21 protein-coding genes are annotated in these 22,476 nt (G+C 67.7%); 7 read left to right on the top strand and 14 right to left on the bottom strand.

The window, feature by feature from the left end; all coding sequences use genetic code 11:
• Positions 1-20 precede the first annotated feature (20 nt).
• Positions 21-584 (bottom strand): thioredoxin domain-containing protein, encoded by a 564-nt coding sequence (locus G578_RS0120230; RefSeq protein ID WP_211228967.1) that lies wholly within the window; start codon positions 582-584, stop codon positions 21-23.
• A gap of 166 nt (positions 585-750) precedes the next feature.
• Positions 751-1,320, bottom strand: a complete 570-nt coding sequence (locus G578_RS27345; RefSeq protein WP_051245060.1) for a DUF721 domain-containing protein — start codon at positions 1,318-1,320, stop codon at positions 751-753.
• Positions 1,321-1,404: 84 nt separating this feature from the next.
• Here G578_RS27345 and mutY point away from each other — a divergent pair, with 84 nt between their 5' ends.
• Entirely contained in the window at positions 1,405-2,481 is a 1,077-nt protein-coding gene (mutY, locus tag G578_RS0120220) for an A/G-specific adenine glycosylase (RefSeq protein WP_028795783.1), read from the top strand.
• 98 nt (positions 2,482-2,579) lie between these two features.
• Here mutY and G578_RS0120215 read toward each other — a convergent pair whose 3' ends face one another.
• From G578_RS0120215 to G578_RS0120190, 6 genes are all read right to left on the bottom strand, one after another.
• The gene (locus tag G578_RS0120215) at positions 2,580-4,226 is read right to left on the bottom strand and encodes an ABC transporter ATP-binding protein (protein WP_028795782.1); all 1,647 of its coding nucleotides are present in this window, start codon (positions 4,224-4,226) and stop codon (positions 2,580-2,582) included.
• Positions 4,227-4,236: 10 nt separating this feature from the next.
• The gene (locus G578_RS0120210) at positions 4,237-5,313 is read right to left on the bottom strand and encodes an ABC transporter permease (protein ID WP_051245059.1); all 1,077 of its coding nucleotides are present in this window, start codon (positions 5,311-5,313) and stop codon (positions 4,237-4,239) included.
• The gene (locus tag G578_RS0120205; RefSeq protein ID WP_028795780.1) at positions 5,310-6,395 is read right to left on the bottom strand and encodes a microcin C ABC transporter permease YejB; all 1,086 of its coding nucleotides are present in this window, start codon (positions 6,393-6,395) and stop codon (positions 5,310-5,312) included. Before G578_RS0120205 ends, G578_RS0120210 begins: the two co-directional genes overlap by 4 nt.
• Positions 6,396-6,462: 67 nt before the next feature.
• Entirely contained in the window at positions 6,463-8,319 is a 1,857-nt protein-coding gene (locus G578_RS0120200; protein ID WP_038015210.1) for an extracellular solute-binding protein, read from the bottom strand.
• Positions 8,320-8,434: 115 nt separating this feature from the next.
• Entirely contained in the window at positions 8,435-9,214 is a 780-nt protein-coding gene (locus G578_RS0120195) for an inositol monophosphatase family protein (RefSeq protein ID WP_028795778.1), read from the bottom strand.
• 23 nt (positions 9,215-9,237) lie between these two features.
• On the bottom strand, positions 9,238-9,840 hold the full coding sequence (locus G578_RS0120190) for a c-type cytochrome (protein ID WP_028795777.1): 603 nt from the start codon (positions 9,838-9,840) through the stop codon (positions 9,238-9,240).
• Positions 9,841-10,120: 280 nt separating this feature from the next.
• On the opposite strand from G578_RS0120190, the gene G578_RS0120185 reads away from it, so the two are divergent.
• Positions 10,121-10,873 carry a 3-deoxy-manno-octulosonate cytidylyltransferase gene (locus G578_RS0120185; RefSeq protein ID WP_028795776.1) on the top strand — a complete coding sequence of 251 codons (753 nt, stop codon included), beginning with the start codon at positions 10,121-10,123 and terminating at the stop codon, positions 10,871-10,873.
• Entirely contained in the window at positions 10,870-11,739 is an 870-nt protein-coding gene (locus G578_RS0120180) for a prephenate dehydratase (RefSeq protein ID WP_028795775.1), read from the top strand. Before G578_RS0120185 ends, G578_RS0120180 begins: the two co-directional genes overlap by 4 nt.
• A 91-nt stretch (positions 11,740-11,830) precedes the next feature.
• Here the strand turns inward: G578_RS0120180 and G578_RS0120175 are convergent, their stop codons facing one another.
• On the bottom strand, positions 11,831-13,000 hold the full coding sequence (locus G578_RS0120175) for a DNA recombination protein RmuC (RefSeq protein ID WP_028795774.1): 1,170 nt from the start codon (positions 12,998-13,000) through the stop codon (positions 11,831-11,833).
• A gap of 131 nt (positions 13,001-13,131) precedes the next feature.
• Between G578_RS0120175 and def the strand changes: the two genes are divergently transcribed.
• Genes def through truA form a run of 3 tightly spaced genes read left to right on the top strand, consistent with a single transcriptional unit; the run spans position 13,132 to position 15,430 of the window.
• A complete protein-coding gene (def, locus tag G578_RS0120170; RefSeq protein ID WP_028795773.1) occupies positions 13,132-13,659 on the top strand; it encodes a peptide deformylase in 528 nt (175 codons plus the stop codon).
• 21 nt (positions 13,660-13,680) lie between these two features.
• Positions 13,681-14,631, top strand: a complete 951-nt coding sequence (gene fmt / locus G578_RS0120165; RefSeq protein WP_038015209.1) for a methionyl-tRNA formyltransferase — start codon at positions 13,681-13,683, stop codon at positions 14,629-14,631.
• A 4-nt stretch (positions 14,632-14,635) separates the two neighbouring features.
• On the top strand, positions 14,636-15,430 hold the full coding sequence (truA, locus tag G578_RS0120160) for a tRNA pseudouridine(38-40) synthase TruA (RefSeq protein ID WP_028795771.1): 795 nt from the start codon (positions 14,636-14,638) through the stop codon (positions 15,428-15,430).
• Positions 15,431-15,576: 146 nt separating this feature from the next.
• Here the strand turns inward: truA and G578_RS0120155 are convergent, their stop codons facing one another.
• Entirely contained in the window at positions 15,577-16,587 is a 1,011-nt protein-coding gene (locus G578_RS0120155; protein WP_028795770.1) for an alpha/beta fold hydrolase, read from the bottom strand.
• 487 nt (positions 16,588-17,074) lie between these two features.
• Between G578_RS0120155 and G578_RS28735 the strand changes: the two genes are divergently transcribed.
• A complete protein-coding gene (locus tag G578_RS28735) occupies positions 17,075-18,730 on the top strand; it encodes a PAS domain-containing sensor histidine kinase (protein ID WP_028795769.1) in 1,656 nt (551 codons plus the stop codon).
• Between the two features lie 9 nt (positions 18,731-18,739).
• On the opposite strand, the gene G578_RS0120145 is transcribed toward G578_RS28735, so the two are convergent.
• The 4 genes from G578_RS0120145 to G578_RS0120130 are packed head-to-tail and all read right to left on the bottom strand — an operon-like array spanning position 18,740 to position 22,362.
• A complete protein-coding gene (locus G578_RS0120145) occupies positions 18,740-19,936 on the bottom strand; it encodes a mandelate racemase/muconate lactonizing enzyme family protein (protein ID WP_028795768.1) in 1,197 nt (398 codons plus the stop codon).
• Between the two features lie 12 nt (positions 19,937-19,948).
• On the bottom strand, positions 19,949-20,362 hold the full coding sequence (locus G578_RS0120140; protein WP_028795767.1) for a VOC family protein: 414 nt from the start codon (positions 20,360-20,362) through the stop codon (positions 19,949-19,951).
• A 57-nt stretch (positions 20,363-20,419) separates the two neighbouring features.
• Positions 20,420-21,265, bottom strand: coding sequence for a CAP domain-containing protein (locus G578_RS28730; protein WP_084619051.1), 846 nt, complete (start codon positions 21,263-21,265; stop codon positions 20,420-20,422).
• A 41-nt stretch (positions 21,266-21,306) separates the two neighbouring features.
• Complete coding sequence (locus tag G578_RS0120130; protein ID WP_028795766.1) at positions 21,307-22,362, bottom strand: SDR family oxidoreductase; 1,056 nt, start codon at positions 22,360-22,362, stop codon at positions 21,307-21,309.
• Positions 22,363-22,476 lie beyond the last annotated feature (114 nt).

Here is a 22,476-nt window from a genome sequence, read left to right as displayed (position 1 = left end):
GTGGGTCTCCGAAAGAGAGGTTAGGCCAGCTTGCCCTCGATCACCGTCTGGAAGGTCTCGAAGGGCTCCGCGCCGCGGATCACCTCGTCGCCGATCACGAAGGTCGGCGTGGAGTTGACGTCGTAGGTCTTCTGCGCGGCGATCCGGCCGTTCAGGATCGAATCGAGCAGGGCGTCGTCGGTCATGTAGGCGTCCGCCGTCTCCGCGGAGATGCCGGCGAGCCGGCCGATCTTCTTCAGCGCGTCGATCGGGTTCTCCGCCCGGGTCCAGGACGACTGCTGCTTGAACAGCATGTCGATCAGAGCGAAATACGGCTTGCCGTCGATCGCCCGGGCCATGGCGGAGGCGCGCAGGGCGTACTGGTCGAGCGGGAAGTCGCGCATCTCGAACTTCAGCTTGCCGGTGTCGACATAGGTCTCGACGATCGGCTTGTAGCTCTTGGCATGGAACGTCGCGCAATGCGGACAGGTGAGCGAGGAATACTCGATCATGGTCAGCGGTGCGTCGGGATCGCCGAGCACCCGCGGCTGCGACGCCGCGTCCAGATCCACCTCGACCGCCGCGTGGGCGAACGACGGGACCATCGCCGTCCCGACCAGACCCCCAGCCAGACCAAGTAACCCAAGATTTAGTGTTCTGCGATGCATGTTCCGCTCCCGGACACCAGATGTTGATGACAATACGCCGAGTCCCCTCGACGCGGCAAGTTTCCCGATTAGGGTTGGATTGCGGCCATTTTCCGGCCCTCCTTCAAGTCCCGTCGGCCGGTCCGGCCGGGGCGCGGGCGCTCACCGCCTCGCCCAGGGCCCGCAGCCGGTCCCGCAGTTCCGGATCGTGCACGCCGACCACCCGATCCAGGATGGCGGTTTTCTCGCGTTCCGCCAGGGGGCGCAAGGCCGGGCGCCGCGATTTCGGCGGCTTCGGCAGCAGCCCCTGCCGGATGGTCATCCGCGCCACCGCGGCCCAGCCGAAATGTCCGTTCACCCGCTCGATGATCTGTGGTGCCAGGTGCTGGATTTCCAGCGCGCTGCCGGGCAGGGCGACGATCTTCAGTGTGGCGCCCTCGCGCCTGCCGCGCGGAAAGTTGAGCGACTCGGGGGCGCAGCACCGCGCCAGGTCGGCCCCGACGATCTGCGCCCAGTCGCGCGGAATCCGTCCCTCCACGAAGCCGCGCTTGCGGAACAGCGGATCGGTCAGGCCCGGCGCCAGATAGGACAGGGCGCGCAGGCCGCCGCGGCGCACCTTCGTCGCTCCGTCCGTCTTGTTCGGCGCGGTTTTGTCCGGCGCGGCTTTGTCCGGCGCCGTCTTGTCGTTCGCCATCGCGACCCTCCTGTCCGGCGCGATTTCTGCACGCGTCATCCATACATATGGCGCGGTCGCCGTCACACGCTATCTTCTCCGGCGATGACACGCACCGCCGCTCAGATCTCCTCGCCCGACCTCGCCCGCCGCCTGCTCGCCTGGTACGACCGGCACCGCCGCCGCCTGCCGTGGCGGGCCGAGCCGGGCGAACTGGCCGACCCGTACCGGGTCTGGCTCAGCGAGATCATGCTGCAGCAGACCACGGTGGCGACGGTCGGTCCCTATTTCCAACGCTTCACATCGCGATGGCCGTCGGTCAAGGCGCTCGCGGCGGCCGATCTGGACGAGGTGCTGACCGAATGGGCCGGGCTCGGCTACTACGCCCGGGCGCGCAACCTGCACCGCTGCGCCGGCGTGGTGGCCATGGAACACGGGGGCCGATTTCCCGACACCGAGACGGGGCTGAAGACCCTGCCGGGGGTCGGCGACTACACCGCCGCCGCAGTCGCCGCCATCGCCTTCGGCCGGCCGGCGACGATCCTGGACGGCAATGTGGAGCGGGTGATCGCCCGCCTGCGCCTGGTCACCGACCCGCTGCCCGGCGCCAAGCCCAAGCTGAAGGCGCTGGCGGCGCAGATCACCCCGACGGAGCGGGCCGGCGACTATGCCCAGGCGATCATGGATCTGGGGGCCACCGTCTGCACCCCGCGCAAGCCGAAATGCCTGACCTGCCCCTGGTCGGACGCCTGCGCGGCGCGGGTGGAGGGCGTGGCGGAGGAGCTGCCGGCCAAGACCCCGAAGAAGGCCAAGCCGACCCGGCGCGGCACCTGTTTCTTCCTGGTCGATGCCGATGGCGCGGTCCTGCTGCGCCGCCGGGTGGAAAGCGGGCTGCTCGGCGGCATGCAGGAGGTGCCCTCCTCTCCCTGGCTGGAAGAGGCGGAGACGGTGGTGGTTCACGATCATGCGCCGGTGGCCGGGGTATCCTGGCGTGCGCTGCCGGGGATGGTACGGCACACCTTCACCCATTTCCATCTGGAGCTGACGGTTCTGGCCGGCCGGGTCGAGACCGGGCCGACGGTCGCCGATGCCCGATGGTGGCCGGTCGACCGGCTGGGCGAGGCGGCCCTGCCCACCGTCATGGCCAAGGTCGTGCGCCACGCGATGGGGCATCTGACCTAGTGCCTTTCCCGATCACCCGTGATCGGGAAAGGCTCGCACTCTATTGAAGATAGAGCAGAGTCACGCGAGCAGATGATTCCATCTGATCGCGATCTGCTCTAGGTCCGGACCGCCCCGTCCTCGTGCGCCTCCAGCTCGAAGGCGGCGGCCATCAGCGCCTTGGTGTAGTCGCGCTTGGGGGCGTCCATCACCTGGTCGGTGGGGCCGTGCTCGACCACCTTGCCGTCGCGCATCACATAGACCCGGTGCGACATGGCGCGCACCACCTTCAGGTCGTGGCTGATGAACAGATAGGCCAGCCCGTGCTTCTCCTGCAGGTCGCGCAGCAGCTCGACGATCTGCGCCTGCACGCTCATGTCCAGGGCCGAGGTCGGCTCGTCCAGCACCACCAGCTTCGGGCGCAGCACCATGGCGCGGGCGATGGAGATGCGCTGGCGCTGGCCGCCGGAGAACTCGTGCGGATAGCGGTCGCGCAGGGCGGGATCGAGCCCGACCTCGCGCAGCACCTCGTCGATCCGCCGATCCCTGTCCTCCTCGCTCTTCAGGCCGAGTTCGGAGAGGTCGTGCACGCCCATCCCCTCGCCGACGATCTCGGCGATGGAGAGCCGCGGCGACAGGCTGCCATAGGGGTCCTGGAAGACGATCTGCATGTCCCGGCGCAGGGCGCGCAGCTCGCGCTTGCCCATGCCCTGGACCTCGCGGCCGAGGAAGGTGATCCGGCCGGTACAGGCCGTCAGGCGCAGGATCGCCATCGCCAGGGTGGTCTTGCCGGAGCCCGATTCGCCGACGATGCCCACGGTCTCGCCCTGCTTCACGCCGACGGTGACGCCGTCCACCGCCTTCACGTGGCCGACCGTGCGTTTCAGGAAACCGCGCTGGATCGGGAACCAGACCCGCACGTCGGAGGCCTGGAGCACGGTCTTCGCCCGCTCCGCCACCGGCTGCGGCGCGCCTTTGGGTTCGGCCGCCAGCAGTTTCCGGGTGTAGGGATGCTGGGGGTCGGTGAAGACCCGCTCGGCCGTGCCGTGTTCGACGATCTCGCCGTCGGTCATCACGCAGACCCGGTCGGCCACCTTGCGCACGATGCCCAGGTCGTGGGTGATCAGCAGCACTGCCATGCCGAGTTCCCGGCGCAGCCGGTCGAGCAGGGCCAGGATCTGCGCCTGGATGGTGACGTCCAGGGCCGTGGTCGGCTCGTCGGCGATCAGCAGGTCCGGCTCGTTGGCCAGCGCCATGGCGATCATCACCCGCTGGCGCTGTCCGCCGGAAAGCTGGTGCGGATAGGAGGGGAGCCGGCTTTCCGGATCCTTGATGCCGACCAGATCCAGCAGTTCGAGAATCCGCGCGCGGGCCGCGTCGCCCTTCAAGCCCTTGTGCAGCTCCAGGATCTCGCCGATCTGCTTCTCCACCGTGTGCAGCGGGTTCAGCGAGGTCATGGGCTCCTGGAAGATCATGGCGATCTCGTTGCCGCGGATCCGCATCAGGGTGCGCTCGTCCGAGCCCATCAGCTCCTCGCCCTTCCAGGTGACGCTGGAGGCCTCGCCGTGATGGGCAAGCGGATAGGGCAGCAGCCGGACCGTCGACAGCGCCGTCACCGACTTGCCGGAGCCGGACTCGCCGACGATCGCCAGGGTCTCGCCCTTGGCGATCTCGAACGAGACGCCGCGCACGGCCGGCGCGTTGAGCCCGAAGCTGACCGACAGGTCGCGGACCTGCAGGATCGGGGTGTCGGCCGTCTGGTTCATGGGGCCGCGCTCATGAGGTGAAGGTCTTTCGCGGGTCGAAGGCGTCGCGCACCGCCTCGCCGACGAAGATCAGCAGGCTGAGCATGACGGCCAGCGTGAAGAAGGCGGTGAGGCCGAGCCAGGGGGCCTGGAAGTTGTTCTTGCCCTGGCTCAGCAGCTCGCCCAGGGAAGGCGAGCCGGGCGGCAGGCCGAATCCCAGGAAGTCGAGGCCGGTCAGCGCGGTGATCGATCCGTTCAGGATGAACGGCAGGAAGGTCAGGGTGGCGACCATGGCGTTGGGCAGCACGTGGCGCACCATGATCACCCGGTCGCTGACCCCGAGCGCGCGGGCGGCGCGCACGAAGTCGAAATTGCGGGCGCGCAGGAACTCCGCGCGGACCACGCCGACCAGACTGGTCCACTGGAACAGCAGCAGCAGAAACAGCAGGGTCCAGAACCCGGGCACGATCAGCGCCGACAGGATGATCAGGATGTAGATGAAGGGCATCCCGCCCCAGATCTCGATGAAGCGCTGGAACAGCAGGTCGATCCAGCCGCCGTAGAAGCCCTGGACCGCGCCGGCGGCGATGCCGATCACCGAGGCGCAGATCGTCAGCGCCACGCCGAACAGCACCGAGATGCGGAAGCCGTAGATCACCCGGGCGACCACGTCGCGGGCCTGGTCGTCGGTGCCGAGCCAGTGCCGGGCGTCCGGCGGGGTCGGGGCCGAACTGCCGAGATCGAGGTCCACCGTGTCGTAGGCGAAGGGGATCACCGGCCAGACCATGAACCCCTTCTCGTTGATCAGCTCGGCGACGAAGGGGTCGCGGTATTCCGCCTCGGTCGGGAAATCGCCGCCGAAGGTGGTCTCGGGATATTCGGCGAAGATCGGCACGTAGAGGCCGCCGTCATAGGCCACGAGCACCGGCTTGTCGTTGGCGATCACCTCGGCGAACAGGCTGAGGACGAACAGGACCAGGAAGATCCAGAGGCTCCAGAACCCCCGCCCGTTGCGCCGGAAGTTCTCCCAGCGCCGCCGGTTCAGCGGCGAGACCCTGAGGCCCAGGACCCGGGGTATCGGACGCGCCGTCTCCTCCGCTGCGCTCATGCCGCCCTCGCCTCGAAATCGATGCGGGGATCGATGATCACGTACATCAGGTCGCCGAGCAGGTTCAGCAGCAGGCCGAGCAGGGTGAAGATGTAGACGGTGGCGAACATCAGCGGATAGTCGCGGCTGAGTGCGGCCTCGAAGCCGAGCAGGCCGAGTCCGTCGAGCGAGAAGATGATCTCGATGAACAGCGCGCCGGTGAACAGGATGCTGACGAAGGCCGACGGGAAGCCGGCGATCACGATCAGCATGGCGTTGCGGAACACATGACCGTAGAGCACCGCCCGTTCCGACAGGCCCTTGGCCTTGGCCGTCATGACGTACTGCTTGTTGATCTCCTCCAGAAAGGAGTTCTTGGTCAGCATGGTCAGGCTGGCGAAGCCGCCGACCACCATGGCGGTGACCGGCAGCACCATGTGCCAGGCGTAGTCGACGGCCTTGCCCCACAGCGATAGCTGCGCCCAGTTGTCGGACACTAGGCCGCGCAGGGGAAACCACTGGAAGTAGCTGCCGCCGGCGAACAGCACGACGAGCAGCACGGCGAACAGGAAGCCGGGGATGGCGTAGCCGACGATCACCACGCCGCTGGTCCAGACGTCGAACGGTGTGCCGTCGCGCACCGCCTTGCGCACCCCCAGCGGGATGGAGATCAGATAGACCAGCAGGGTGGTCCACAGCCCCAGGGAGATCGAGACCGGCATCTTGTCCAGGATCAGCTCGATCACCGATCCGCTCTTGAAGAAGCTCTCGCCGAAATCGAAGGTCGCGTAGCTCACCAGCATCTGGATGAAGCGCTCGTGCAGCGGCTTGTCGAAGCCGAACTGCCGTTCCAGACGCTCGATCAGTTCGGGATCGACGCCGCGTGCGCCGCGGCTGGTGCTGTCGCCGGAGGACTGGGCGGTGTCGCCGCTGTTCGTGCCGGACACCCGGGCCGTGGCGTCTGTGTTCAGTCCCTGCATCTGGGCGATGACCTGATCGATCGGTCCGCCGGGCGCGAACTGAACGATCACGAAGTTCAGCACCATGATCGCGAACAGGGTCGGGATCATCAGCAGCAGGCGCCGGAATATGTAGGCGGTCACGGCGGGGCTCCGTCAGGGACCGGGGTCAGTCGGCCGGGGGCGGTTGGCCGGACTCGGTTGGCCGGGCTCAGTTGGCATTGCGCTTCCATTTGCGCACCGCCGCGTCCTTCTCGGGATCCACCCACCAGGTATCGGTGAAGCCGGTGGTGAGCGTCGGCTTTGTGTCCGGCCGGCCGAACCGGTTCCAGTAGACGATCTTGTCGGTGCGGCTGTGGAAATGCGGCACCAGGTAGTAGTTCCACAGCAGCACCCGATCGAGCGCCCGGGTCGCGGTGATCAGGGCGTCGCGGTCCTTGGCCGTCACCACCTGGCGCACCAGCGCGTCGACCGCCGGGTCGGCGATGCCGATGATGTTGCGCGAGCCCGGCTGGCTGGCGCGCGACGAGCCCCAGAAATCGACCTGCTCGTTACCCGGCGACAGCGACTGCGGGAACACGCCGATGGTCATGTCGAAGTCGAAGTCGCGCAGCCGGTTCTGGTACTGCACCGGATCGACCGTCCGCACGGTGGCCTTGATCCCCAGGCGCTCCAGGTTCTTGGCGAACGGCAGGGTGAAACGCTCGGAGGCCGCGCTGCCCAGCAGGATCTCGAACTCGAGCGCGGTCCCGTCCGCGTTCTTCATCACCCCGTCCTGGAGGCTCCAGCCGGCCTCGCGCAGAATCTCCAGACCCTCGCGCAGGTTCCCCCGGTTGTTGCCCGACCCGTCGGTCGCCGGGATGTGGAACTCCTCGGTGAAGACCTCCGGAGGGATCCGGTCGCGCAGGGGCTCCAGCAGCTCGAGCTCCGCCTCGCTCGGCAGGCCGGAGGACGCGAGGTCCGTATTGGCGAAATAGCTCTCGGTCCGGGTATAGGCGTCGTAGAGCAGCGCCTTGTTGGTCCACTCGAAATCGAAGGCGAGGTTGACCGCGTGGCGCACGGCCCGGTCGGCGAAGACCGGCCGGCGGATGTTCATCACGAAGCCCTGCATGCCGGAGCCGCGCTCGTGCGGCAACTCCTCCTTGACCACCATGCCGGCGTCGCGGGCCGGGAAGTCGTAGGCGGTGGCCCAGCGCTTGGAGGAGTTCTCCTGGCGGAAGTCGAAGGCGCCGGCCTTGAACGCCTCGGTGGCCACGTCGCGGTCGCGGAAATACTCGTAGCGCACGGTGCCCCAATTATAGCGGCCGACCATCACCGGGACGCTGTCGCCCCAATAGTCCTCCACCCGCTCGTAGGTCTCCGACCGGCCGAACTCGAAATCCGCCACCTTGTACGGCCCGGAGCCGAGCGGCGCCTCGCTGAGCGGGGCGGAGAAGTCCCGGTCGGCCCACCAGTGCTTCGGCAGGACGTAGAGCTGGCCGAGAATGACCGGCAGCTCGCGGTTGACCACGCCGTCCTTGAACCTGAACAGCACCCGGCGCTCGGACACCGCCTCGACGGCTTCGACGTCGCCGTAATAGGCGGCGTAGAACGGCGCCCCCTTCTCGACCAGCATGGTGAAGGTCCAGACCACGTCCTCGGCGGTCACCGGTTCGCCGTCATGCCATCTGGCCGCCGGGTTCAGGTTGAACGCCACCCAGCTCCTGTCCTCGGGCATCTCCACGCTCTCGGCGAGCCGGGCGTATTCGCTGGAGGCCTCGTCGAAGGTCGCTTCCAGCAGGGTGTCGTAGATCAGACCGATGCCGGCCGCCGGGGTGCCGCGGATGATGAACGGGTTGAAGCTGTCGAACGTGCCGCTCGATTCCATCGTCAGCAGGCCGCCGCGCGGCGCGTCGGGATTGACGTAGTCCAGATGTTCGAAGTCCGGCCCGTATTTGAGATCGCCATGGATCGCGATGCCGTGGCGCGGCGCGGCGGTGTAGTCCTGTGCCGCGGCCGGAGGTGCCGACGGTCCGGCGAGGGCGGCAAGGATAGCCAAGGGGATGGCGGCGAAACGGGCAATCGTCATCAATCTGGCTCTCCCGATGGGCAGTGCGTCGCCCATCATTAACATCAAGCTCTTGGCGGAAACATGGCAGCTCGACGGATAAAGTCGAGCGCCCGCGTTTCGATTGTCGGGCCGATCAGGCGGAGAGGATGGCGACGGCGGCGGCGTGCAGGGCCGGATCGCGGGCCGCGACGATGCGCGACGTGGAGCCGAGCGTGACCGGGGCGCCGGTCCAGTCGGTCAGCAGGCCGCCGGCGCCGGTCACCACGGCGGCGGGGGCGAGATAGTCGTAGTCGCTGAGGCTGGCCTCGACCACGAGATCGATGGTGCCGAGCGCCAGCAGGCCGAAATTATGACAGTCGCCGCTGAACAGGGTCAGCCCGCAGGCCTCCTTCAGCGCGGCGAAGCGCGGGGCTTCCACGGCGCTGAACATGTCCGGCGAGGTGGCGGTCAGGATCGCCTTGTCCAGCGGCTTGTGGACCGGCTTCATCAGCCCGCCGCCGTTCAGTGTGGTGGCGACCTCCGGTCCGCCGATCCAGCGCTCGTCGAGGATCGGACAGTCGATCACGCCGAGCACCGGCTCGCCCCGGCGCAGCAGGCCGATCAGGGTGCCGAAGGTCGGCCGGCCGGTGATGAAGGCCTTGGTGCCGTCGATCGGGTCGAGCGACCAGACGTATTCGGCCTCCAGGTTCTTCGGGCCGAACTCCTCGCCGGCGATGCCGTGATCGGGGAAGCGGTCCTCGATCAGCGCGCGCAGGGCCTTCTCGACGCTGCGGTCGGCGATGGTCACCGGGCTGTCGTCGGCCTTGATGTCGACGACGACGCCGGTACGGAAATAGTCACGGATGATCGGCCGGGCCGCGTCGGCCAGCTCGGCGGCGAAATCCGCCGCCGCCTCGAGGGTGAACCCGCTCATGGCCGGACCCGCGGAAGTCGGGATCAGCCGCCCGACGCCGCCTTGAACTCTTCCTCGGCCTTCTGGATCTCCTCGTCGGACGGCAGTGCCGCCGGGGAGTCGGCCATGCTGCGCAGATAGGCGATCACGTCGGCCCGCTCCGAGGCCTTCTTGAAGCCGGCGAAGTTCATCTTGGTGCCGGGCATGTAGTCCTTCGGCTTGTGCAGGAACTTGTTCAGCGAGGAATAGGTCCAGACCGCCGGGTCGGAGAAGTTCTCCATGGCGTCGGAATAGGAGTAGTCGTCGCGGTGAGCCTTGTCGGCCATCACCACGCCGTAGAGGTTCGGACCGACCTTGTTGGCGCCGCCGTTCTCGAAGGTGTGACAGGCCGCGCACTTCTTCGTCAGGCTCTCGCCCGCGGCGACGTCGGCGCTGGCCAGCATGCCGACGATCGGCTCGACCGGCTCGGGGCCGGCCGGGGCCGCCGTCTGCGACGAGGCGCCCTCGGCGACCTCGACCTTGAAGGCGTTCTCTTCCAGGGTGTTCGGATGGACCAGCGCGTCCGCGATCTTTCCGGTCGCCATCGCCAGCAGTCCCGCGCACAGGATGCCTGCGATGATCTTGTTGCCTTCGAGCGACGTCGCCATGGTGTTCAGCCCTCTTCGTATCCCACCCGGGCCTGCGTCACTGCCGTGCCGGGCCCCGCGAAAACTTGTGCGCGTAACCATAGTGGCGGTCGCCGAAACTGTCGACCATGGGGCCGACGGTTCGGCCTCAGCCGGGTCACGCGGAACACGACTTACCTTATCCCCGCGCGCTTGCGCAACTCCGCGCGATCGGCGTATCACCGCAAGCTCGCGTGGCATATCGCCGCAAACGCGTGTCCGGGGCTTTCCCGGGCCTGCAGAACAGGAGCCTTTGGCCGGCATGAATCCGATTCTCATGATCCCCGCCCGCTTGGCCTCGTCCCGCCTGCCGAACAAGCCGCTGGCCGACATTCACGGCGTTCCCATGATCGTCCAGGTGCTGCGTCGCGCCCAGGAGGCCGATGCCGGTCCCGTCGTCGTCGCCGCCGGCGACCGGGCGATCGCCGATGCCGTGGAAGCGGCCGGCGGACGGGCGGTGATGACCGATCCGGCCCTGCCCTCGGGCACCGACCGCATCCACCAGGCGCTCGGCATCATCGATCCGGACCGCACCCACGACGTGATCGTCAACATCCAGGGCGACCTGCCGGTGTTGGAGGCCAAGACGGTGCGGGCCACCATCGAGGCGCTGACCCGGATGCCGGACGCCGACTGGGGCACCGCTGCCTGCGCCATCACCGAGGCCGACGATCTCGACCCGGCCAGCGGCGTCAACAAGGTCGCCACCGCCTGGGAGCCGGACGGACTGTTCGGCCGCGCGCTGTATTTCTCCAAGCACCCGGTGCCCTGGGGCGAGGGCGAGGTGTTCCACCATATCGGCCTGTACAGCTACCGTCGCGCCGCCCTCGACCGTTTCGTGACCCTGCCGCCGTCGCCGCTGGAGATCCGCGAGCGCCTGGAGCAGCTCCGCGCCCTGGAGGCCGGCATGCGCATCGAAGTGGCGCGGGTGGAGACCATCCCCCTCGGCGTCGACACCCAGCGCCAGCTCGACCAGGCCCGCGCCCTGCTTGCCCCTTCCGGAGAGCCGTCATGACCGACCAGCCGAAAGTCGCCTATCAGGGGCAGCCCGGCGCCTATTCCCACCTCGCCTGCGTGGCGGCGGCCCCGGACCATGAGCCGATGCCCTGCTACAGCTTCGAGGACATGCTGTCGGCGGTGCAGGACGGCACGGCCGACCTCGCCATGGTGCCGGTGGAGAACTCGGTGGCCGGCCGGGTCGCCGACATCCACCACCTGCTGCCCGAGTCCGGCCTGTTCATCATCGGCGAGCATTTCCAGCGGGTGAACCACATGCTGCTGGGCCTCAAGGGCGCGACCCTGGCAGGGTTGAAGGAAGTCCACGCCCACCCGCAGGGGCTGGCCCAGTGCCGCAAGCTGATCCAGCAATATGGCCTGAAGCGCATGCAGCACGCCGACAACGCGGGCGCGGCGCGGGATGTGGCCGAGTGGAGCGACCCGTCGATCGCCGCCATTGCCTCGTCGCTCGCGGCCGAGGTCTACGGGCTGGAGATCCTGGCGGATTCCGTGGAGGATTTTGAGCATAACACCACCCGCTTCCTGGTGATGTCCCGCGCGCCCAAGCTGCCGCCGGTGACCACCGACAAGGTGGTGACCACCATTGTCTTCCGGGTCCGCAGCGTGCCGGCGGCCCTGTACAAGGCGCTGGGCGGTTTCGCCACCAACGGCATCAACCTGACCAAGCTGGAAAGCTATCTGGTCGGCGGTTCGTTCGAGGCGGCCCAGTTCTATGTCGACGCCGAGGGCCATCCCGACGAGCGGAACATGGCCCTGGCCCTGGAGGAGCTGAAGTTCTTCTGCCCGCCGGACGCCGTGCGGATCCTGGGCACCTATCCGATGAGCCCGTTCCGCGCCAGCGCGGCCCGGCCCGAGGGGGATTGAGGACGGGGCCCAATTCGCCTCCCCCACCCGTCATCCCGAAACGAGTTCGGGATGACGGGTGGGGTAAGGGCCGTTTTGCAGGCCCGGCCGTTCAATCCTCGACCGCCGCCAACCGCGGCGGGCTGGGCGCTGCATCCGTAATCGCCCCTGGCTGTTCCAGTTCGATTTCCTGAATCCGCTCGCTGCGCTTGGTGACCTTGTCGGTGGAGATCCGGATCTGGCGGATGTCGTCGGTCGCCTGATTGAAATGCCGGTCGAGTTTGCTCACCCGGTCATCAAGCCGGACGATGTCGTCCAGCAATCGGCCGACCTCCGCCTGGATCACATGCGCCTGCTCGCGCATGGAGGCGTCCTTCAGCACCGCGCGCACCGTGTTCAGCGTCGCCATCAGCGTCGTCGGCGAGACGATCCAGACCCGGCGGCGGAAGGCGTCCTGAACCACGGTGGGCAGGTTGGCGTGCAATTCGGCATAGACCGCTTCCGAGGGCAGGAACATCAGCGCCGATTCCGCGGTCTCGCCCGGCACGATGTATTTCTCGGCGATCGCCCGCACATGCACGCCGACCTCCTGGGCCAGACGCCGGCGGGCGGCCACCCGTTCCTCGTCGGTCGCCGCCGCCTGTAGCAGGTGATAGGCTTCCAGCGGGAACTTGGCGTCGATGGCGATGGCGCCGGGCGGGTTCGGCAGGGTCAGCAGGCAGTCGACCCGGCGGTTGCCGCCGACCGTCGCCTGGAAGCTGTAGGCGCTGGGCGGCAGGGCCTGGGTGACCAGATCGTTGAGCTGGATCTCGCCGAACGCCCCGCGGGCCTGCTTGTTCGACAGGATCGCCTGCAGCCCGTCCACCTGGGTCGACAGCTCGGTGATGTTCTTCTGCGCCCGGTCGATGACGGCGAGCCGTTCCTTCAGGTCGCCCATTGTCGTCTCGGTGGATTTCGACGACTTCTCCAGGCCCTCGCCGATCCGCTTGGTCACGTCGGCCAGACGTTCTTCCAGCTTCTTGGCGATCTCGCGTTCCTGGACCTGCAGCGCTTCCGCCATGCGCGCCTGGGCGGCGGACTGGCTTTCGGCGATCTGGGCGAGGCGGCCGGACAGCTGCTCCTGGCTGGTCGACAGCCGTTCGGTCAGCTCCGCCTGGCGCCGGTCACGCTCGGCCAGGACCTCTTCCAGGCCGCTACCGGCTCGCTGACGCAGCAGAAGGACGGCCGCGACCCCGAGGACGGCGGCGATCAGGGCGAGGAGAAGAATATCGGTTCCTGTCATGTTCTCACGCTAGCACGCCGACGCCGGGCCGTGCGCGCCGCGCGTGCAAGCCATCGGATTCTTGACGATTTCGCGGAGTTCCCCTAACTCCACCGCATTCCGACACTGGCGAATCGACCGGACATACCGACATGGCGAAGCGGCCGATCATCTGGGCACCCGATCCCGTTCTGAAAACCAAGTGCACGCCGGTGTCGGCGGTGGATGACGAGATCCGCGCCCTGATGGACGACATGCTCGACACCATGTACGCGGCACCGGGCATCGGGCTGGCGGCGCCGCAGGTCGGCGTGACCAAGCGGGTGATCGTCGTCGACGTGTCGGAGAAGGACGAGCCGAACGCCCCGATCTGCCTCGCCAATCCGGAGATCGTCTGGAAGTCCGACGAGACCGCGCCGCACGAGGAGGGGTGTCTCTCGCTGCCCGACCTCTATGCCGATGTGGAGCGTCCGGTGGCGGTGAAGGTGCGCTATCTCGACCGCGACGGCGCCAGCCAGGAACTGGCGGCCGACGGCCTGCTGGCGATCTGCCTGCAGCACGAGATCGACCATATCGACGGCATCCTCTTCGTCGATCATCTCTCCGCGTTGAAGCGGAACATGTTCCTCAAGAAGATGGTCAAGGCGAAGAAGACCCGCGCGCGCGAAGAGGCGGCCTGAGCCCGCCATGGCCCGCGCGTCATGACATCGGCGGACACAACGCCCCTGCGCATCGCCTTCATGGGCAGCCCGGATTTCGCGGTCCCCAGCCTGCGGGCCCTGGTCGAGGCCGGCCACGAGGTGGTCTGCGTCTATGCCCAGCCGCCGCGCCCGGCCGGCCGCGGCCAGAAGGAGCGTCTGACCCCGGTGGACGAGGCGGCGATCGAGCTCGGCATCCCGGTGCGCACGCCGCGCAGCCTGCGCGGACCCCAGGAACAGGCGGCGTTCGCCGCCCTGGATCTCGACCTCGCGGTGGTCGCCGCCTACGGGTTGATCCTGCCCAGGGAGATCCTGGACGCGCCGCGGCTCGGCTGCGTCAACGTCCATGCCTCCCTGCTGCCGCGCTGGCGCGGGGCTGCCCCGATCCAGCGCGCGATCCTGGCCGGCGACGCCGAGACCGGCGTCACCATCATGCAGATGGATGTGGGGCTGGACACCGGTGACATGCTGCTGAGCCGGTCGGTGCCGATCACGGCCGAGACCACGGGCCAGAGCCTGCACGACCAGCTCAGCCTGCTGGGTGCGGAGCTGATCGTCCCGGCGGTCGCAGCTCTGGCCCAGGGCGCGCTGGTCGGCACGCCGCAGCCGGAGGAGGGCGTCACCTACGCCAAGAAGCTGGAGCGCGACGAGGGCCGGCTCGACTTCCACCGTCCGGCGGTGGAGCTGGAGCGGCTGGTCCGCGCCTTCGACCCCTGGCCCGGCGCCTTCTTCGAGCACGAGGGCACGCGCATCAAGGTGCTGGCGGCGGAAGCGTTCGATATCGGGGCGATCTCCAACATTCCCGGGACGGTGCTGGATCCTGAGCTTACGATCTCCTGCGCCGACGGGGCGTTCCGTCCGACCCGGGTGCAGCGGCCGGGCAAGGGGCCGGTGGACGTCCAGGCCTTCCTGCGCGGCTTCCAGATCCCTCCGGGGACGGTCCTGACCGGGTGATGCGGTGCCGCGTTTCAAGCTGACGATCGAGTATGACGGCCGGCCCTATATCGGCTGGCAGCGGCAGGCCGACGGCCCGACCGTTCAGGAATGCCTGGAGGACGCGGTCTTCGCCTTCTCCGGCGAGCGGGTCGAGGTCGCCGGCGCCGGGCGCACCGACAAGGGCGTGCACGCCACCGGTCAGGTCGCCCATATCGAGCTGTCCGGCACCCGGTTCGACGCCGGCACGGTGATGAACGCGATCAACGCCCTGATCCGGCCGGAGCCGATCGCCGTGGTGGCGGCCGAGGCGGCGGCGGACGATTTCCACGCCCGGTTCTCGGCCAACGAGCGGCGCTACCGCTACGAGATCCTGAACCGCCGCGCGCCGCCGGCGATCCACCAGGGCAAGGTCTGGCACGTCGCCGTGCCGTTGGACGTGGACGCCATGCACGCCGCCGCCCAGCGCCTGGTCGGACATCACGACTTCACCAGCTTCCGCGCGACCCAGTGCCAGTCGGCGTCGGCGGAGAAGACGCTGGACCAGCTCGACATCTTCCGCGAGGGCGAGGACCGGATCGTCGCCATCGCCCGGTCGCGCTCCTTCCTGCACCACCAGGTGCGCAACATGGTCGGCACCCTGAAGCTGGTGGGCGAGGGCAAGTGGACCGAGGACCGGGTGTCGGAAGCCCTGGCCGCCCGCCGCCGCGCCGCCGCCGGCCCGACCGCCCCGGCGGACGGGCTCTATCTGACGGGCGTGGGATATCCGGACGAAATCGAAGCCAAACCCCAGGCCGGGCACAAACCTCAAACCCAATGATCGTCATCCCGGGAGACCCCGGACCCGATCCGGGAGCTGCCCGGGACCCAGCCTGCGGCAAACGCTTGAATTACGGTCCCGGCCTCGCCCCGGGTCGAGCCCGGGGACGATCCGGGATGACGGGGGCGTGTTTTAGGGTGAACCGCCTACCCCAGCAGATCCGCCACCGCCTTGCGCAGCACCGCTTCGTCTTGCGGGTTCAGGTTCGGGTTGCCGGCGCGGTGGCCCCAGTCCGATACGATGGGGCGGAACTCGGCATTCGGCATCTGCGCCGTCTCGCGCTCGCTGTCCGACGCGGTGAAGTACAGGTCGGTGGTCGAGGGCATGATGATGCTCTTGGCGGTGATCGCGCCGAGCGCCTTGGCCAGGTCGCCCTTGTGGATCTCGTTGTCGGAGATGTCGGAGCGGTACCAGGTGTCGAGGCTGGCCAGCAGGTCGTCGCCGCTACGCCGCAGGAAGTTGCCCTCCCAGCTCCGCACCAGCCAGTCCTCCAGGGAGCTGAACCCTGCGCCGCGCCACAGCTCCTCGCGGTAGAAGGTCTGGCTCATCGCCCAGCCGGCATAGACCCGGCCCATGGCGCGCAGCCCGGTCACCGGCCGGTCGCGGAAATGGGTGCCGGCCCAGGCCGCGTCGGCGGTCAGGGTGGCGCGCACCCCTTCCAGGAACACCTTGTTGTGCGGCGAGGTCTTCGCACTCGTGCAGGTCGCGCAGATCCGCTGCACCATCTCCGGGAACAGGCTCCCCCAGTGCAACGCCTGCTGGCCGCCCATGGACCAGCCGTAGATCAGCGCGATGCTGTCGACCCCGAACACCTCCTGCACCAGCCGCTTCTGGGCGTGGACGTTGTCCCAATGGGTGAAGACCGGGAAGCGGCCATGCCCGAACGGTTCCGGCAGGGTGCTTGGGCTGGTCGACAGCCCGTTGGTGAACATGTTGGGGATGACGATGAACCAGTCGGTCGGATCGAGGACCCGACCGGGGCCGATCAGCCATTGGGTATCGTAATGCTGGGCGCCGTAGGAGGTCGGATAGAGCACCAGGTTCGAGCGGTCCGGCGCCAGGGTGCCGTAGGTCTTGTAGGCGAGGCGCAGATTGGGGACGGTCGCCCCGTGCTGCAGCACGGTGGGGCCGAGGTCGTAATAGGCGTAGTCCGGCATGGGGCGCTCCGGGTTCGGACGGGAGCGGCGATTAGATCACGGTTCTCGCTTTGTCCGACAGGTGGGGAAACACCTGGTGATTTTTCAAATATCATCAAAATCGCCAGGTATTCATGGCCGACGGTCCGGGGGCCCCGTTGCCTGCATCAGTCCTTCGCCCGATAGGCCGCCGGGATTGTTCGTTTGAAGTGGGTGTTGCATGGTGTCGGACCTGCCCGAGGATTTGTCGGGCAGGTCCGCGGCAGGCGCCCGGGCCGGGGGCCAGGTCGTTGACGGTGATGCCGCTTTTCGCCCTCGACCCGCAGAATCGGCGGCTCTCCCCACGGGTTCGCGTATTTCTTGACTGGGCGGCCGAGCTCTTCGCCAAGGCCATGCTTTGAGCGTCGGGATCAGCCAATGGCCGAAAGACGCAATTGGCCCAAGCGGCCATGACGGTTACCATCCTACCGTCCAAATGCCGCCACCGGCGCGCTGGGGAGGATGCTGGTTGACCATCGGAGTTGATTTCTGGATCGCTGCCGTCGTGGCGATTGGGGCAATTGCCGTATCAGCTTGGCTCTGGTGCAGACTGCGAACGCTGGCGACCGCGCAGCGGAAGTCCGCCGAGGAACTCGCCCGGCTGCGGTCCTTCATCGTCGTCTCCGCCGATTGGACATGGGAGCAGGACGACCAGTTCCGCTTCACCTACGTGTCGGAATCGGTGGCGAACGTCCTGGGGCTCAGCCCGGAGTCCTGTATCGGCAAGACCCGGCAGGAGATCGCGCCGGACTCCCTGGACCACCTCGCCTTCGCCGTCCATGAACAGCAGCAGAGCCTGCGGGCGCCGATCCGCAATCTGCGCATGCGCTACAAGCTTCCCACCGGCGAGATGCGCTATGTCGAGATCGACGGCGATCCGGTGTTCGAAGAGGGCGGCAAGTTCCTGGGCTATCGTGGGGTCGGCCGCGACGTCACCCTCCTGGTCGAGGCAGAGCGCGAGGCCTCGGAGACCCAGCGCCGGTTTCTCAGCGCCATCGAGGCCCGCTCGGAAGGCATCTCGTTCTGGGATCGAGACGACCAGCTGCGGCTCTACAACAGCGCCTATCTGACCCTGTCCCCCGGCGCCGAGACCACCCTGCGCGAAGGAGTGCGGTTCGAGGATTACATCCGCGCCTCGGTCAACAGTGGGGTCATCCCCGACGCCATCGGACGCGAGGAGCAGTGGATCTCCAACCGGCTCGAGATGCGCAAGCACGCGCCGATGAGCCACGAGATGGTCCGCGGCGAGCGCTGGCTGAAGGTCAGCGAGATGCGGACCGCCGACGGCTGGCTGCTGCAGACGGTGCTGGATATCAGCGAATCCAAGGAGCGCGAGGTCGCCATGCGCCGGGCGGTCGCCGATGCCGAGATCGCCAACCGCGCGAAGATGGAGTTCCTCGCGGTCATGAGCCACGAGTTGCGCACGCCGCTGAACGCCATCATCGGCTTCTCCGACGTGATCCGGAACCGGGTGCTCGGCGACGCCATGGACACCTACATGCGCTATGCCGAGCACATCAACGAATCTGGGACCCACCTGCTGGCGCTGATCAACGACCTGCTCGACGTCTCGCGCATCGAGGCCGGGCGTCTGGAACTGGAGGAAAGCGGCTTCGGCATCAGTGAGCTGATGAACGAGTGCGCCCGGATGCTGCGGGTCCGCGCCGACGACAAGGATGTGGATCTTGCCGTCGAGGGCGGCGATCCGGCCGACGGCCTGCATGCGGACCGGCGGGCGGTGAAGCAGATCATCGTCAACCTGGTGTCCAACGCCATCAAGTTCACGCCGGCCGGCGGCAAGGTCCGGATGCGAGCGGTGATGGACGACCGGTCGCGGATCCAGATCATCATCGCCGACACCGGCATCGGCATCCCCGCCGACCGGCACGACGTCGTGTTCCGTCCCTTCGAACAGCTCGAGAACGCCCATTCCCGGCGCCATGACGGCACCGGTCTCGGCCTCTACATCACCCGCAACCTGGCCGAGGCCCATAAGGGCGCGATCCATCTGGAAAGCGTCGTCGGCGAAGGCACCACGGTGACGGTCACCTTTCCGACGGAGCGCACGATCGACCTGCCGAAGGATCCGCCGCTGTCCCTGGTCCGCGGACCGGAGACGAGCTGAGCCGGCGCGTCAAAGGGTGCTGCGGCGGACCTGCGCATCGGGGCGCTTCGTGATGTCGGGCAACAGTTCCAGGCCGAGCCCCGGTCCCTGCGGCGCCCGGATCCGGCCCTGTTCCACCGGCGGAAGTTGGGTCACAAGTTCGCCGTACCAGCCGTAATAGAACGCCCGCACCATCTCCTGGATGAAGCAGTTGCGGGCATGCAGCGCCAGGTGCGTCGAGGCGGTCAGCGCCACCGGGCCGGTGCAGTCGTGGAACGCCACCGGCACGTGCCAGGCGTCGCACAGGGTGGAAATCTTGCGCCCCTCGGTCAGCCCGCCGCACCAGGTCAGATCGGCGATGATCACGCTCAGGGCGTCGAGTTCCACCAGATAGCGGAAGTCCGCCTTGCCGCCCCGGGTCTCGCCGACGGCGATGGGGGATGTGGTGGCGCGGGCGACCTCGCCGAGCGAGCCGAGGTGGTCCATGAACACCGGATCCTCGACCCAGGTCGGCTCGATCTCCTCCAGCGCCCGGGCGATCTTCACCGCGCTGGGCCGGTTCCACATGGAGTGCAGCTCGCACATGATGTCCATGCGGTCGCCGACGGCGGCGCGGATCTTCTCGAACGGCTCCAGGCCCTTCTTCAGGTCGGATGCTGAGATGTAGTGGCCCTGGCTGGCCTCGGCGGCGTAGTCGAACGGCCAGATCTTCATGGCGTCGATGCCCATCTCCAGCAGGGAGTGGGCGAGCTCGTCGGCGTTGTTCAGGAAGGCGTCCAGGTCCTCATACGGACCCTCGGCGCCGCCGATGCCGAAATTCTTGGTGCCCTGGACCGGCCTCTGGCGGACGTACTGATACCCGGCGCAGGTGTTGTACACCCGGATGTCGTCGCGGCTGGAACCGCCGAGAAGCTGGTGGATCGGCTGGCCCGAGGCCTTGCCCCAGAGGTCCCAAAGCGCGATGTCCACGGCGGAGCGGCCACGCTGTTCCGCGCTGGCCCCGGAGAAGCCGACATAGCCGATCATATTGGCGTGGTGCCGCTCGATCTGCAGCGGATCCTGGCCCAGCAGGTAGGGGGCGATGATGGCGTGGACATGCGCCTCGGCGGACTGGGCGCCGTAGAAGGTCTCGCCCAGGCCCTTGAGGCCTTCATCGGTTTCGACATGAACCCAGAGCAGGTTCGGGAATTCATCCAGACGGATGGTCTCGATGCCGGTGACCTTCACGGTTTTCCTCCCTCATGCCGACACGCCGGTCAGCTCCACCCCGTTGCCGTCGGGGTCTTTCATGTAGATCGACGGCCCGTCGCCACGGGCGCCGAAACGCACCTTGGTTTCCTCGGGGCTTACGCCCTTGGAGACGAGGTAATCGCGGATCTCGGCTTCGTCGAAACTCGCCAGCTTGATCGCCACGTGATCGACATTGGGCGCGCCGTCCGGAGCCGGGCCGCCCGCCTGTCCCAGGGTGCCGTTGATGTCCACCAGGTCGATCATCGAGCCGCCGGCATCCAGGTGCCACAGGCCGAGCGGCGCGTTGTGCTTGGCAACCTTCAGGCCGAGCACGTCGCGGTAGAAGCCGAGCATCGCGTCGATGTCGCGGGCACGCAGCACCACATGGTCGAGACCGGCGAGGGCGAGGGGGCTATCGGTCATGGGAACCTCCCGAATTGGAGCTTGAGGCTACGACTGCGGCGACGGCCTGTCACGCCGTCACCTTCGGCCGAACACCGCGACCCAGAGATGGGGCAGCACCAGGGCACCCTTGGCGATCGGCCCATAGCGATAGGCGATGCCGACCTCGTCGAACTCGATGCCGTAGAGGGTCTTGGCGTGACCCGGGCTGGAGTCCCAGGCCTCCACCGCGAGCTGTGCCGAGCCCTGTCCGGCGGCGGTGTTCTCGGCCGCCCAGGTAAAGTCGTAGCCTACCGCCTTGACCCGGTCGATCAGGTCGGGACCGCCGGGGCTGCCATGGCCGATATAGCTGTTGGCGGCCATGTCCTCGGCCTGCATCTCGGCGGCGCGCATGAGCTTGTCGTTGATGCGCACCGGATCGATTCCCTTGCGGGCGCGGGCGGCGTTGATCTGACGCAGCAGCTCGGCCACCGCGTCGGTCACCGGCGCCGGCGTGTCCTGGGCGACGATGATCGACCACGCCTCCGCCGTCAGGCCGCCATCGGCGAGGCGAAACATCTTCTCGTGGAAACCCACGCCGATCTTCACCGGACCGGGCCACTGCAGCACATCGGCCATCGACTGGGTGCGCAGCACAGCCTTGGCGAGGTTCCAGTGCTCCGGCAGGTTGCTGACGGCGACGGCGCTGAACACCGGCGTCTGCACTCCGGCGCGCTGCAGCCAGATCCCGGCATCTGTGCCGTCGGGCGCATGGACGCCGACATAGCCGCGTTCCACCATGTCGCCGACATGGGCCTCCGCCGCCTGCATGAGGGCGGGCGCTTCGACGAGCGCAGGCAGGCCCCGGCTCTGCCGATCCTGGTTCAGCGCACCGATCAGCTCCGCCCGCGCATCGGCATGGGCCGGCAGGGCCGCCATCGTCATCAGCAGGACGACGAGGGCGGCGCAAAGCGACCGCGGGCCGTTCAGGGAACGACCTTCATGTCGCGGAACTCCTGGAAGATCCGCAGGAACATCTCGTCGGTGCGCAGGCAGTCGTGGAAGCCGTGCAGGCGCAGCTTGAGGGTGTCGGTCATCACGTCCCAGTCCGTGCCGAACACATAGTCGGCGAAGGGCCAGGCGGCGACGTCCTTGTAGGGGATCTTCTGAAGCCCGTATTTCTCGACGATGCTGTCCCACAGCGGTCCCTTGTCGGCCATGAAATCGGTCAGGGAGATGGTTTGCAGGTCTCCGACCTCCATGTCAAAGAACCGCGCGAACTGGCCCCACACGTTCTTCCAGCGGAAGAAGTCGCCGTTGGTGATGTTGAAGGTGTTGTTCGCCGCGTTCGGGTCGGTGCCGCACCAGACCATGGCGTTGGCCAGATGCTGGTTGTCGCAGACCTGATAGACCGCCTCGTAGGCGCCCGGCTTGCCCGGGAAGCGCAGCGGCAGGCCCAGCTCCTTGGAGATCGTGGCGTAGACCGCGATGCAGGTGGTGATGTTCATCGGGTTGCCCAGCGCGAAGCCGCAGACGGTCTGCGGGCGAAGCGCCGTCCAGGTCCATTTCTTGCCCTTCTGGGCGGCGCGCAGCCACATCTCCTGATCGTAGTAGAAGTTCGGCAGCATGTGCGGCGGGTCGTCCTCGCGGGCCGGCGTCTTGAACGGACCCAGATGCGAGCCGTACCACTTGTTCCCTTCGATCAGGTGGACGTGTTCGAGCCCTGCCGAGGCCTTCTCGATCGGTTCCACCGCGTTGACCAGCATGGCGAGGTTCGGCGCCGAATGCTCGGCCCAGGTCGGCCGGGCCTGGAAGGCGCAGTAGAAGATATGGGTGACGTCGGACAGGCCGCCGAGCTTGGCCTCGGCATCGGCCCGGTCGAGCAGGTCGACGGAGATGTAGGTGGCCGGGCTGTCGAAATCCGGCGACCGGCGGGACAGGCCGACGATCTCCCAGCCACCGCGCCGCCCGAGATCCTCGATCAGCTTGCGGCCGATCACGCCGAGCGCGCCGACCACCACCGCCTTTTTTCTGTCCGCCATTACCCACTCCCTGAAAATGCTTTTCTGATTGGCCGGCATGGTGGCCGTGCCGGGCGAGCAGGGTCAATCCATCCAGTTCGACGTCACAGTAATCCGTGGAGCGGGCCTGTGAAT

Origin of the sequence: Thalassobaculum salexigens DSM 19539 (genome assembly GCF_000423805.1) — a bacterium.
In the GTDB taxonomy this organism is placed as follows: domain Bacteria; phylum Pseudomonadota; class Alphaproteobacteria; order Thalassobaculales; family Thalassobaculaceae; genus Thalassobaculum; species Thalassobaculum litoreum.
The sequence above is the reverse complement of the archived record's forward strand: the minus strand, read 5'-3'. Positions and strand labels throughout refer to the sequence as shown.